The following is a 12,481-nucleotide window of genomic DNA, read 5'->3' as shown; positions in this document are numbered from 1 at the left end:
GGACCGAGCGGTTCGCCCGGTCCTCTCAGGACGGTGGATCAGATCCTGCCGGCCACGATGTCGGCCAGGTTCACGCGGGACGACTTGTAGTTCGCCACCGAGTGCGGGTCCTGCGCACCCTTGTCCGGGACGACCTCGGAGCGGATCGGCAGGCCGTTGCCCGCGTCGACGGTCACGACGTGCGCACCCTCACCGGAGCTCACCGGGGGAACGGCGATGAGCTTGAGCACCTGCTGGCCGTCGAGCTCGGCCTTCTCGATGGTCACGTCCTTGATCGTCGCGAGGAGCTTCAGCACGCCCGCGCGGATGTCCGCGTTGGCGGCCCCGATGAACAGGGCGTAGGTGCTGTTGCTCCACAGGGTGTTGTTGATCGCGTCCTCCAGCTCCTTGCCGGTCGGGCGCGGCTTGGCCGGCGGCACCTCCATGCCCTTCATGCGGAAGATCTCCGCCCTGCGCTCCAGGCCCTCGGCCCAGGCCTTCTCCTGCTCGGCGGGGGTGCCGCCGAGCGCCCAGCAGCAGCCCGCGGCGTTGACCATGTCGCGCTTGGCCTGTTCCAGGTCACCGGTCGCCGCGAGACGAGCGGCCGCCATGAGCTTCCGGTCGTAGTCCGTGGACGCGTCCTCGCCCTTGGCCGCCGACTCCTTCAGGGACTTCGGCGAGTCGCCCTGGAACCGCTGCCCCTTGTCCGTGTAGACGGTGTAGAAGACGTACGTCGACTTGTCCGGTGCGAGCGACGAGCGGATGATCAGCGACGAGTCGCCGGGCATACCGGCCGCCTTCACCTCAGAGGCCAGTTTCAGCAGCGGCGACTCGACCTCCTGCGGTGCCGCGACAGCAGGAGCGGTCGGCGAGGTCGGGACGGTGCCACCCGTCGTGCCCATCACCACGGCCACCGCGACGGCCGCCGCACCCACGGCGGCGATGCCGGCCCTGGTCCACGAGAACCAGCGCTTCGGGCGCACGACGGTGTTCACCGGCTCCGCCATCGCCGTCCGCAGTGCCGCACGGGCGTTGTCGTAGGCCTCGGGGCTCGGGGACGGAACGTCACGCAGCTTCTTCATCAGGTCCATCTCATCCATGGGTTGTTCTTTCACGTCGTCGGTACCTGCAGCAGCGCGGCCACCTCGGGGGCGTCGCGCAGCGACTTGCGCGCCTGGTGCAACAGGCGGCGGGCCGTGCCGGCGGGGATGTCGAGCACCCGTCCGGCCTCGGCGACGGTCAGGTCCTCCCAGGCGACCAGGCTCAGCACTTCCCGTTCCTCGGGTTTGAGCCGTGCCAGTGCCGTGCGCAGCGATGCCTGCGCGTCCACGCGGGTGTCCACCGCCGGCCAGGGGTCCCATCCGCTCGCCATGCGCGCCACGTCTGCCGCCGGCTCTTCCTCCGGCTCGGACCGCCAGTGCCGGCGCAGCCTGTTGAGCGCGACGCCGTACAGCCAAGGCCGGGCCTCGGGGTACGAACGGTCGTAGTTCGCACGGGAGGCGTACGCCGCCACCCACACGTCGCCGAGCACGTCCTCCGCGGTCTGCCGCCCGACCCTGCGTGCGAGATAACCGCCGATCGCGCTCTCGTGCCGGCTGACCACTTCCACGAAGGCGTCTGCGTCTCCGCGCAGCGATCTGCCGATCAGTTCAGCGTCTGACGCCATGGAGCTCCTCGGGTTCTGCTTCCCTTTCCACCCCGTTGTTGTCAACTCGCGCCGAAACCGTTCAGGTTGCTTCCCCGCACACGAGAACGGCCCCGCCGGTGGGGCGGGGCCGTTCTCGTGGGAACCGTTCGCTACGCCAGTGCCACAGCGGTGCTGAACCGGCTGATCTGCGAGGTGATGTCATAGGCGAGACCGCAGGTGTAGCCCTGGTCCTCCGTGCCGGACGTGGTGTCGGCCTTGAAGTTCAGGCCCACCACCATGTCGTCCGCCTCACGCACGAGAACCGAACCCGAGTCGCCACCGTTGCACCACACCTTCCCGTCGCGACCCTTCACCAGGAGCGCGCCGTCCACCCTGGCCTTGGTGTCGGGGTCCTGGAAGCTGAAGTTCAGCTGCTCGACGACACCCCACGTGAACCCGGTCGTGGCGCCGTACTTGTAGACCTCGTCGCCGACCTGTGCCCGGTCGATCCCGACGAGCTTCCTGTGGCCGGGCTCCTTCGGGTGGTTCGGCACCTCGTTCCTGAACCCCCTGGTGCCCAGTTCGACGATCGCGCAGTCGGCCCGGCTGTCTCCCGGTGCCGAACTGGCCACCACCGCGCCGAGCCGCAGCTTCCTGTCCGGCGTGTCCACGTTGCCGGGTTGGATGACGACGTTGGTCGACCCCTGCCCCAGTGCCGCGGTCACCACGTGCCGGTTCGTCAGCAGGTAGACGCCCGCTCGCACCGTCGCCACCGTTCCGTCGGCCTTGACGAAGCAGCCGATGGTCCCGTAGTTCGAGGAGTCCTCGAGCGCGGTGACCGAGATGCCCCCGAACAGGGGGTCGTGCCTCTCGAACGGGTCGGTCGACATGTTCTCGAAGCGGTAGGTCGCCTCGACGACGTCCGTCGGGAAGCCCTCGATCGTGGCGGGCATCGCCGTGTCCGGGTCCTGGTCGCCCTTGTGCGCGACGTGCAGGACGATCGCGATCTCGTCGGTCGTGGTGCCGCCGGCCACCTTCCTGCCGAGCGAGACGCCGGTGCAGCCCGGCAGGTCCAGCAGGCGTTCCTTGTGGCGTTCCAGCACTTCGTCGATGTTCGGCATGGTGTCCCCCTGCTCAGATGTCGAGGTTGCCGACGTACTGGACGGCCTTGTCGCCGAGCTTCTTGATCACGGCGGCGCGGACCTGGCTGTAGACGTCCTCGTCGAGCGTGCAGGCCTGGCTCGCGAACATGAGGTCGGTGGACGAGGTCTGGTAGTCGTTCCACAGGAACCGCACGGTGGTGTCGGTGGTGTGCAGCGAGTAGCCGGACAGCCGCATCACGAGGGTGTTGCCGTCGCCGTCGTGGTCGACGCAGTTGCTGATCTGGAAGTTGCCGTTCGACTGGTCGTGGGTCGTCACGTCCCACACCTGGTACCACGGGTCGTTGCTCTTGAGCGCCGCCAACGCCTTCAGCGCCGCGGCGACCAGCGCGAGCTCGCCGGCGGGCAGCACCGCGCCGAGCACGCCGAGGACGGCCGTGCTGACCGACATCGTGGACCCGCTCGCCTGGTAGCGCTCGAAGGAGAACTGCTGGATGTCCCAGCCGAGGTGGGACAGGACGGTGGTGTAGTTCTGGTACCAGGGGATCAGCTGCGCCGGGTCGAAGCGGTTGAACAGCTTGTCCGAGTTGAGCTGCGCGATCAGCGTCGAGTTGAGCGCGTCGCTGCGGTGCACGGCGCTGACGTCCGAGGTGAACGACATGAGGCTGCCCGCGTCGATGGCGGCCGTGGGGCCCTGCGGCGTCACCTCGTTCGCCATGCGGGGACGGGCGAGCTTCGGGTGCACGACGCCGATGTCGAGCGCGTGGACGAACGCGGCGCGGTCGGTGGTGGTCACTGGAGGTCCCTCCGGTAGGTGTCACGCCGGTGTTCCGGCACACCGAAAAGCTATGGGGCACAACGGGTAGGTCCGCTGGACGCGGACGTAGCGGCGGCATCGGGCGCGGACCAGCGCACTGCCGCTGTTCGGTCGACGCGCCCGACCGGCAGAACCGGCAGAATGATCTTCAGGTGGTGTTGCGGTGGACGGTTTCGGAGAGCGGTTGCGGGCGGCCCGGCGCCGGCTCGGGCTGACCCAGACCGACCTCGCCCACCGGACCGGCGTGAGCGTCCGCGCGATCAGGGACCTGGAGAACGGGCGGGTGCGCACGCCGCACCCGCACACCGAACAGGTGCTCGCCGCCGCGACCGGGCTGTTCGGTGCGCCGCCCGAGGTCGTGGAGCTCAGCGTCGGCGCCCTCGGTCCGCTCGTCGTGGAACGCCGCGGGCAACCGGTGGACCCCGGACCGCCGATGCACGCGCTGGTCCTCGGCGTCCTCGCGCTGCAGCCGGGCGAACCGATCTCGCAGGACGAGCTGGTCGACGTGCTGTGGGGCGAGAACCCGCCGCCGAGCTGCGTGAACCTGTTGCACACCTACGTCTCCCGCCTGCGGCAACGGCTGGGCGGCGCCGCGCTCGTCCGCGACCGCAGCGGGTACGTGCTGTCGCCGGACGCCTCGGACGTGCTCGAGTTCGCCGGCCTGGTGCGCCGCGCGTCCGCAGCGGAGGGCGATCGCACCACCGTGCACGACCTGACGACGGCGGCGCTGGCGCGGTGGCGCGGCGAGGTGCTCGCGGGCTCGCACGAACGGCTGCGGTGGCACCCGGCCGCCATCGCCGTGGCCCAGCGACGCCTGTCCACCGCCCTGCTCAACGCCGCCACCGCCACGACGCCGCGGGAACACGCCGCCGTGGCGGCCAGGCTGCTGCCACTGTCCACTGTGGAACCCCTGCACGAGGAGCTGCACGCGGCGCTGATCCGCGCGCTGTCGTCGTCGGGTCAGCGCGCGCTCGCGGCCACCTGCTACACCGACATCAGCGCCCGGCTGCGCGCGGAGCTCGACGTGGCACCGGGTGTGGTGCTGCGCGCCGCGCACACCGCGCTGTACTCGGGCCCCGCCGCGCTCGACGTGCCGGCAGCGCGGCGAACGCCCGCTCAGCTGCCCCCGCTGACCGTCGGCTTCACCGGCCGGGAGGCCGACATGACCGCGATGGACGAGATGCGCGCGGAGTTCGTCGCGCAGGGCGTCACGGCGGTGCTGCTGGTCGTCGGCACGCCCGGCGTGGGCAAGACCGCAATGGCCGTGCAGTGGGCGCACCACCAGCAGGCCGCGCACCCCGACGGCAGCCTGCACGTCGACCTGCGCGGCCATTCCGGCGGCGAACCCGTGACCGCGCACGACGCGCTGGCCGGGCTGCTGCGGGCCCTGGGCGCGACGCCGCAGGAGGTCCCCGACGCCCCGGAGGAGCGCGCCGGTCTCTACCGGACGCTGCTCGCCGAACGCAGGGTCCTCGTGGTGCTCGACAACGCCGCGACCGCCGACCAGGTCCGGCCGCTGCTGCCGGGTGCGCCCGCCAGCACCGTCGTGGTCACGAGCCGCAACCGCCTCGGCGGTCTGCTGGCGCGCGACGGCGCCCGCGTGCTCGTGCTGGACGTGCTGACCCCGGCCGCGGCGAGGGCGGTGCTGGCCAGGCAGCTCGGCACGGCCCGTGCCGCCGCCGAACCGGCCGCCGTGGCGGACCTGGCCGAACGCTGCGCCCGGCTTCCGCTGGCGTTGCGGATCTCGGCCGCGATCCTGCGCAGCCGCCCGCACCTGTCCGTCGCCGAGCACGCGGAGACGCTCACGGGCGTGGCGAGCCTCGACGCGCTCGCGATCGACGACGACGAGGACGCCGCCGTGCGCGCGTCGTTCACCCTGTCCTACCGCCGGCTGCGCGCCCCGGTCCGGGCGGTGTTCCGGTTGCTGGGGATCCTGCCGGGACCGGACTTGACGGCCGCGACGGTCGCCGCCGCGCAGGGCGCGGAGGTGCGGCACGCCGCGTCCGCGCTGGACCTGCTGGAGTCCGCGCACCTCGTGCACCAGCGCAGCGCGGGTCGCTACTCGCTGCACGACCTGCTCCGCCTCTACGCGGCCGCCCGGTGCGCGGACGAGGACTCCGCAGAGCACCGCCACGACGCCCATCGCCGGGTGCTGCTGCACTCGCTGGCGCACGTCCACCAGGCACGCGCCGTGCTGTACCGGAGCATGGCGGTCCTGCCGGGCGCCGAACCGCACCTGGCCGCGGCTCCCGAGTTCGCCGACGGAGACCGCGCGCGGGCGTGGCTGGACGCCGAACGCCCCGGGCTCGTCGCCGCGGTCACGGGCCTGCACGAGGACCACCCCGAGCTCGTCTGCGCGCTGACCGACGTCCTGCGCGGCCACTTCACGATGGGCGCGCACCTGTCCGACTGGGCCCGCGCCGCGAACGCCGCCCTCTCCGCGGCCGAGAGGACGGGCGACGCGGCGGCCCAGGCCGCCCTGCAGCTGAGCCTCGGTGACCTGTCCCGGTTGCGCGGCAACACCTCCGCGGCGCTGACCCACCTGCACGCCGCGCTGGCGCTGGTGCGCCGCACGCCGTGGACGCTGGGCGAGGCGGCCGTCCTCAACAACATGGGCATCGTGTTCCTCAAGAACGGCGAGCTGGAGCACGCGGCCGCGCACTTCGAGGCGGCGCTGCGGATCTTCGAACGCGACGGCGAACCGCAGGCGCAGATGAGCCCGCTCGGCAACCTGGGGCTCGTCCTGCGCGACTCCGGCAGGCTGCGCGCGGCCGTCGAGATCTGCACGAGGTCGCGCGAACTCCAGCTGCGCCTGGGCAGCCGGTTCGGGCAGGGCGTCGCGGCGGCCAACCTCGGCGAGGCGCTGAGCGAGGTGGGAGAGCTGGACCGGGCGCGGGAGGTGCTGCTCGACGGCCTGCGGCTCAGCGAGTCCCACGGCGACCTCGGCACCGAGGGCGAGTGCTCACGGCGGCTCGCGGTCGTGAGGCGCCGCGCGGGTGACCTGCCCGAGGCCCTGCGGCTGGCGGAGCACGCGTTCTCGCTGGCGGAACGGGTGGGCGACGCGATCGACGTGGCCTTCGCGCTCAACACCCTCGGCACCGTGTTCCTCGCCCTCGGCCGCACCGAGGACGCGACCGGCGCTCACACCCGCGCGCTCGCCGTGGCCGAAGAGGCGGGCAACCCCTACGCGACCTGCGAGGCGCTCACCGGCCTGTCCTTCTCGACCGCCGACCCCGATCCCGCGAGCGCCGCGCTGCACCTCACCCGGAAGTCCGGTTTCCGCGACCTGGCCGGGTCCGCGCTGGCCGCGCTGGCGCACGCCCACCTCCGCGCGGGCGCCCTCACCGATGCGGCCCGGTACGCGCGCGACGCCGTCGAGGTCCACCGCGCCACCGGGAACCGCTACGCGCAGGCACGTGCCGCGGAAGTGCTGGAGCGGGCGCGTTAGCCGTGTGCTCGCATGCGGGTCAGCAGGTGCTGCTCGGCGACGTCGAAGTACCTCCGCAGCGCCTCGCCTGCCTCGGTGACCGAGCCGGAGTCGGCCAGTTCCAGGATCTCCCGGTTGAGCCGCACGTAGTTCTCGTGGAACTCACGCGGGTCGCCCATGTGCAGGAACATCAGGCGCAGCTCGGCGAGGAGCCGCCGCACCTCCTCGTCGAGGCGGGCGCTGCCGACCAGGCCGGTGATCGCCTGGTGGAACCTCATGTTGCCGGTGGCGACGTCGCTCCAGCGCCGCGCCGCCGCCGACTCCTTCTGGAAGTGCACGGCGTCGCGCACCCGCTGCCGCTTCTCCTCCGGCGCCTGCGGCCACGCGGAGAGCGCGCCGCTCTCGATCACCCGGCGCGCGGCGTAGAGGTCCACGACGTCGGCCTCGTCCGGGGTGCGCACGAAGACGCCCCGGCTGTGCTCGTGCACCAGAAGCCGTTCGCGCGTCAGGAGCCTGAACGCCTCGCGCAGGGTGTTGCGCGAGATGCCGAGCGCGGTGCGCAGCGCTTCCTCGGACAGGCGGGTGCCCGGCAGCAGGTCGCCCTCCACGACGCGCGTCCTGACGAACTCCGCCACGCGTTCCGCCGTGCTCACCCTGCCCAGCACGACACCCTCGGCGGCCAGGGACGCGAGCCAGTCGGCGCCAGTCATGCGACCACCTTATGGGCTGATCAACACCGCACCCAGTGGTTCGTCGAGGTCTGCCGGATCGTGCTGGTGGTGAAGGTGTTCCAGAGGCCGAGCGCCTGGTTGGAACCGAGCGCGTAGGTCTGGCCGAGGTTGGCGTAGGCACGGCCGGCGACGGTGTGGGCGTAGTTGCTGGCGGTGACGCACTGGGTGGCCGGCGGCGTGGTCGTCGTCGTGGTGGGCGGTGGGCCGCCGTTGGAGAGCGCCTTGACCATGTTCACCACGGCCGTCATCTGCGGACCGGTCTTCTGCGCGTACTGCGCCGACTGGTAGCCCCACCAGTCCCAGCACCCGCGCGGGTTCGCGGTGGACGTGGTGGCCTGCGGGTAGAGCACGACCATGCCGTTGGTGTCGGCGTACTCGTTGAGATAAGCCTTGTCCATCAACGCGTTGCCGATCTGGCCGTACGTCTGCTGACAGCCGTGCAACGCCACCATCAGCTTGCACGGACCGGTCTCGCACGCCTTGGGCACGTACGCGAAACCCTCGCGGCCCATGGTGATCGACGAGGCGTTGCCGCCGGGCGCGTAGGTGTTCTGGTCGAACTGGACGAGCTTGCCGGTCAGCGTCGAGGCGGCCGCGTTCACGGAACCGAACAGGTGCCCCAGCATCTCCCGGACGACGTCCGCCGAGCACTTGTTGATGTACGGCGACGCCGTGGAGCCGCAGGCGTTCGGGCCGATCGGGCTGATCCAGGCGTGCCCGGCCGCGGTCGTGCTGTTGTAGACGACCCGTGCGCCGAAGTCGCGGTAGTAGGTGGCGAGGTCGTTGTTCACCGCGGCGTCGACCGTGTCGTCCGCGGTGCCGTGGAAGAGCCACACCGGGTCGCCGGACAGGTTCTGCGGCGCGTCGACCGTGCCCGCCGCCGCCCGGTCGCGAGTCAGCTGTTCGAGCTGGGCAGGGGTCTTGCGAGCTTGGAACGTGTCCATGCACGCAAGCAGCGCGGTGTTGACGTTGTTCTGCGCGCAGTCGTAGGCGCCGGCCGAGAAGATGCCCGCGCCCTGGAACAGCCCTGAGTAGGCGACGTGCAGCTGGTTGGCCATGTAGCCGCCGGACGAGATGCCGCTGACGTACGTGCCGGTGATGTTCAGCTTGGTCAGCGTGCCTTGCTGCGGTGGCGGGACCGCCGCGAGCGAGATCGACAGGGATGTCGCGGCCAGGCCGGTCGCCGCCGCGAGTGCCACGAGCACGTTCCTCAATCGCATGTTCGCCTCCGTCGTTGCAGGCAGGACGTGTTTGTGAGGTTAAGAGCCGATAACTGGCCTGCACCACGTGTGACGCAGCCACCTCGTGCGGTCACCGGACGTCGGACGGCACCATTGACACCATGCGGACGTTCAGCCAGGTCGACGTTTTCACCGACGAGTTCATGAAGGGCAACGCGCTCGCGGTCGTGCACGACGCGGAGGGCCTCACCACGGAGCAGATGGCGGCGTTCGCGAACTGGACGAACCTCGCCGAGACGACGTTCCTCCTGCCATCCACCGACCCCGGTGCCGACTACCGGGTGCGCATCTTCACGGTGAGCCGCGAGCTGCCGTTCGCCGGCCATCCGACGCTCGGCTCGGCCCACGCGTGGCTGACCGCCGGCGGCACCCCGCGCGACCGGGACCGGCTGGTGCAGGAGTGCGGTGCCGGCCTGGTGGAGGTGCGTCGGGACGGTGCGCGGCTGGCGTTCGCCGCTCCCCCGCTGCTGCGCGGCGGCCCGGTCGAGAACCCGCGGGACCTGGCGGCGGCGCTGGCGATCGCGCCGGACGAGATCGTTGGGGCGCAGTGGGCCGACAACGGTCCTGGCTGGGCGGCGGTGCTGCTGCGCTCCGCTGAGGCCGTGCTCGCCGTGCGGCCCGACTACCGGCGGTTCGGCGAGTTCACCGGCATCGGGGTGGTCGGCCCGCATCCCGAGGGCCACGACGCCGCGTTCGAGGTGCGGGCGTTCATCTACGAGGGCAGCCGGTACGAGGAGGACCCGGTGACCGGCAGTCTCAACGCCGCGATCGCCCAGTGGCTGATCCCCGCCGGAATCGCTCAGGAGCGGTACGTCGCGACCCAGGGCACCGCGCTCGGCCGGCGCGGACGAATTCACCTCACCCGGGCCGATGGACAGATCTGGGTCGGCGGGAACACAGTGGCAGGCATCACCGGACGGGTGATGCTGTGATCGTCCTCAGAGGACCGCGTACCCGCTCCGAGCAGGGTTCAAACGTTGTTCTTGATCGGGATCGGATGAGATGATCGGACCGTGGTCACGGTTTCCAGCTGGTTGCGCTCCCCGTGCCCCGCGCTGGTCGTAGACGCCGTCGGTGCGGTGCACGGCATGAACGACGCAGCCAGGACGCTCTTCCCCGACGAGGTCTTGCCGCCGGACTGGCAGCACGGCGAGTCGGTGCACGTCGCGGAACGCTGCTACGCCGCCCACCGGATCGACAACGAGGACGGCTCGGTCACCTGGTGGCTGCTCGACGAGACCGACCTGCTGCTCGAACGGGACCGGGCCGCGCTGCTGGCGCGGATGTCCAGCGACCTGATGACCTCGCTCAACCCCGAGCGCTGCATGAACGTCGTGGCCGAACTGGCCGCCGCGCACCTCGCGGACGAGGCGCTGGTGATCGCGCCGCCGTCGAGCGACGGGCACCCGATCACGCGGTGCCGCCGGGGTGAGGCGCCGACCTACGAGTTGCAGCACGTGGACGTCGACCAGGTGATGGGCCTCAGCGAGGCGCTGCGCGGCTTCCCGCCGGTGCCGTCGCGGTGGATCGACCCGGCCGCGGCGCCGGACTGGCTCGCGCGGGACGTGGTCTCGATCGTCGTCACCCCGCTGCCCGGCCACGGCGTGCCGGCCGGGGCGTTGATCCTCATCCGGCGCGACAAGCAGTTCACCGAGGACGAGGAGGCGTTCGCGCGGCTCTTCGCCTCGCGGGCGGGTGTCGCCATCTCGGCCGCGAGCCTGTTCACCCAGCAGGCCGTGATCACCGAACGGTTGACCCGCGACCTGCTGCCGCCCACGTTGCGCCGCTACGAGCACGTCGACCTGGCCGGGCGTTACCGGGCCGCGGCCGACACCGAACGCGTCGGCGGCGACTTCTACGACGTGCACGAACTGCCGGACGACGAGCTGTTCGTCGTGCTCGGCGACGTCTGCGGCAAGGGCCTCGACGCGGCGGTGCAGACCGGCAGGGTCCGCACGGCCGTGCACGCGCTGCTGCAGGTCGTGACCGACCACGACACGATGCTGCACGCCCTCAACCAGGCGCTGCTCACGACCGACGAGTCGCGCTTCATCACCACCGTCGTGGGCACCGTGCGTCCCGTGGACGCCGGTCTGCACGTGCGGCTGACGTCGGGTGGGCACCTGCCGCCGTTGGTCGTGCGGGCGAACGGTCAGGTCGAGGTGGCGAAGAACAAGGGCACGCTCGTCGGCATCCTGCCGCAGATCGTGACGGCGACCGACGAGGTCGTGCTGGCCCCCGGCGACTCGCTGCTGCTCTACACCGACGGCATCACCGAGGCCCACGGCGGCCCGCTGGGCGACGAGGAGTTCGGCGAGGAACGCCTGCACCGCGCGCTGACGGCGTGCGGCGGCATGCCGGCAGAGGCGCTCGTCGAACACGTGCACATGCTCGCCTCGCAGTGGGTCGGCGGCGGCGAGCACGACGACATGGCGGTTCTGGCCATCACGGCGCCGCGGAGGAGGCACTCGTGAACCCGGTCGCGGACGCGGTCGACGCCCTCTGGGAGGCCGCGCTCCGCGGCGACGAGTACGGCGCCACCGACGCGGTGCTCGACGCCGCCGGTGAGCACGGCCACGAGGTCGTGCTGCTCGACGTGATCGGCGCGGTGCAGAAGCGGGTCGGCCAGGAGTGGGCCGCGAACCGGATCAGCGTCGCGCAGGAGCACGCGATCACCGCGATCAACGACCGGGCGGTCACCGCGTTGTCGATCACCAGGCCGCGCCGCAAGCCCGAGCACGGACGCGTCACGGTGGCGTGCGTGGACGGCGAGTGGCACGCGCTGCCCGCACGCCTGCTGGCGGAGGTGCTGGCGCTGCGCGGGTTCGCCGTCGACTATCTGGGCGCGCAGGTGCCCACGCCGCACCTCATCACGTACCTGCACCGCACCGGCCCGGACGTGGTGGCGTTGTCGAGCTCGATCGCCACCCGGCTTCCCGTGGCGCACTCCACGATGACGGCGTGCCAGGCGACGGGCGTGCCGGTGATGGTCGGCGGGGCGGCCTTCGGCGCGGACGGCGTGTACGCGCGGCGGTTCGGCGCGAATGCGTGGGCCGCCGACGCCCGGTCGGCCGCGGACATGCTGCTGTCGCAGACGTTGCCGGTGCCGAACCCTCCGCACCAGCCGGTCGACGACCTGCCGCACCTCGCGGACCAGGAGTACACGCTCGTGACGCGGACCGCCCGCGATCTCGTGCGCTCGGTGTACCGGGGTCTCGAAGACCGGGTGCCCGCCATGGCGTCCTACAGCGACGAACAACGGCAGCGCACGGCCGAAGACCTGGCGCACATCGTCGACTACCTGGCGACCGCTCTGTACGTGGACGACGACTCTCTGTTCGTGGAGTTCGTCTCCTGGACCGGTGCAGTGCTCAACGCGCGCGGGGTGCCGGCCCAGGTTCTGGAGCCCACCCTGGACCTGCTCGCCGCGCAGCTGCGCGACTTCCCGCGCGCGCAACGCATGCTCGCCCTGCCCCGGTTGAGTGTCCAATCCGTGAACTAATCTCAAGTGGACGGACGCAGAGTATGCCTTCCACGTACGGGGTGTGCACGCCCGATC

The 12,481-nt window shown here is 71.5% G+C and carries 10 protein-coding genes; 4 read left to right on the top strand and 6 right to left on the bottom strand.

Going from position 1 to position 12,481, the window contains the following annotated elements; all coding sequences use genetic code 11:
• Positions 1-38: 38 nt before the first annotated feature.
• The 4 genes from ACFWN2_RS08275 to ACFWN2_RS08260 form a co-directional block, all read right to left on the bottom strand.
• Positions 39-1,079: a hypothetical protein gene (locus ACFWN2_RS08275; RefSeq protein ID WP_382425816.1), complete on the bottom strand. Its 1,041-nt coding sequence runs from the start codon at positions 1,077-1,079 to the stop codon at positions 39-41.
• 11 nt (positions 1,080-1,090) lie between these two features.
• On the bottom strand, positions 1,091-1,645 hold the full coding sequence (locus tag ACFWN2_RS08270) for an RNA polymerase sigma factor (RefSeq protein WP_382425814.1): 555 nt from the start codon (positions 1,643-1,645) through the stop codon (positions 1,091-1,093).
• A 131-nt stretch (positions 1,646-1,776) separates the two neighbouring features.
• Entirely contained in the window at positions 1,777-2,727 is a 951-nt protein-coding gene (locus ACFWN2_RS08265) for a trypsin-like peptidase domain-containing protein (RefSeq protein ID WP_382425813.1), read from the bottom strand.
• A gap of 13 nt (positions 2,728-2,740) precedes the next feature.
• Positions 2,741-3,502 (bottom strand): hypothetical protein, encoded by a 762-nt coding sequence (locus ACFWN2_RS08260; RefSeq protein ID WP_382425811.1) that lies wholly within the window; start codon positions 3,500-3,502, stop codon positions 2,741-2,743.
• A gap of 184 nt (positions 3,503-3,686) precedes the next feature.
• Between ACFWN2_RS08260 and ACFWN2_RS08255 the strand changes: the two genes are divergently transcribed.
• Positions 3,687-6,971 (top strand): tetratricopeptide repeat protein, encoded by a 3,285-nt coding sequence (locus tag ACFWN2_RS08255; protein WP_382425809.1) that lies wholly within the window; start codon positions 3,687-3,689, stop codon positions 6,969-6,971.
• Here the strand turns inward: ACFWN2_RS08255 and ACFWN2_RS08250 are convergent.
• Together ACFWN2_RS08250 and ACFWN2_RS08245 are read right to left on the bottom strand one after the other, a co-directional pair.
• Positions 6,968-7,660: a GntR family transcriptional regulator gene (locus tag ACFWN2_RS08250; RefSeq protein ID WP_382425808.1), complete on the bottom strand. Its 693-nt coding sequence runs from the start codon at positions 7,658-7,660 to the stop codon at positions 6,968-6,970. The genes ACFWN2_RS08255 and ACFWN2_RS08250 overlap by 4 nt on opposite strands.
• A gap of 20 nt (positions 7,661-7,680) precedes the next feature.
• Positions 7,681-8,901, bottom strand: coding sequence for a PHB depolymerase family esterase (locus ACFWN2_RS08245; RefSeq protein WP_382425806.1), 1,221 nt, complete (start codon positions 8,899-8,901; stop codon positions 7,681-7,683).
• Positions 8,902-9,023: 122 nt separating this feature from the next.
• Between ACFWN2_RS08245 and ACFWN2_RS08240 the strand changes: the two genes are divergently transcribed.
• The 3 genes from ACFWN2_RS08240 (at position 9,024) to ACFWN2_RS08230 (ending at position 12,424) form a co-directional block, all read left to right on the top strand.
• The gene (locus ACFWN2_RS08240; RefSeq protein WP_382425804.1) at positions 9,024-9,854 is read left to right on the top strand and encodes a PhzF family phenazine biosynthesis protein; all 831 of its coding nucleotides are present in this window, start codon (positions 9,024-9,026) and stop codon (positions 9,852-9,854) included.
• Between the two features lie 156 nt (positions 9,855-10,010).
• On the top strand, positions 10,011-11,396 hold the full coding sequence (locus ACFWN2_RS08235; protein WP_382425802.1) for a PP2C family protein-serine/threonine phosphatase: 1,386 nt from the start codon (positions 10,011-10,013) through the stop codon (positions 11,394-11,396).
• Positions 11,393-12,424 (top strand): B12-binding domain-containing protein, encoded by a 1,032-nt coding sequence (locus tag ACFWN2_RS08230; RefSeq protein WP_382425801.1) that lies wholly within the window; start codon positions 11,393-11,395, stop codon positions 12,422-12,424. Before ACFWN2_RS08235 ends, ACFWN2_RS08230 begins: the two co-directional genes overlap by 4 nt.
• Positions 12,425-12,481 lie beyond the last annotated feature (57 nt).

It is taken from the genome of Lentzea sp. NPDC058436, from assembly GCF_042721515.1.
In the GTDB taxonomy this organism is placed as follows: Bacteria; Actinomycetota; Actinomycetes; order Mycobacteriales; family Pseudonocardiaceae; genus Lentzea.
Note: the sequence above shows the minus strand (reverse complement) of the source record. Positions and strands in the feature narration are given on the sequence as shown.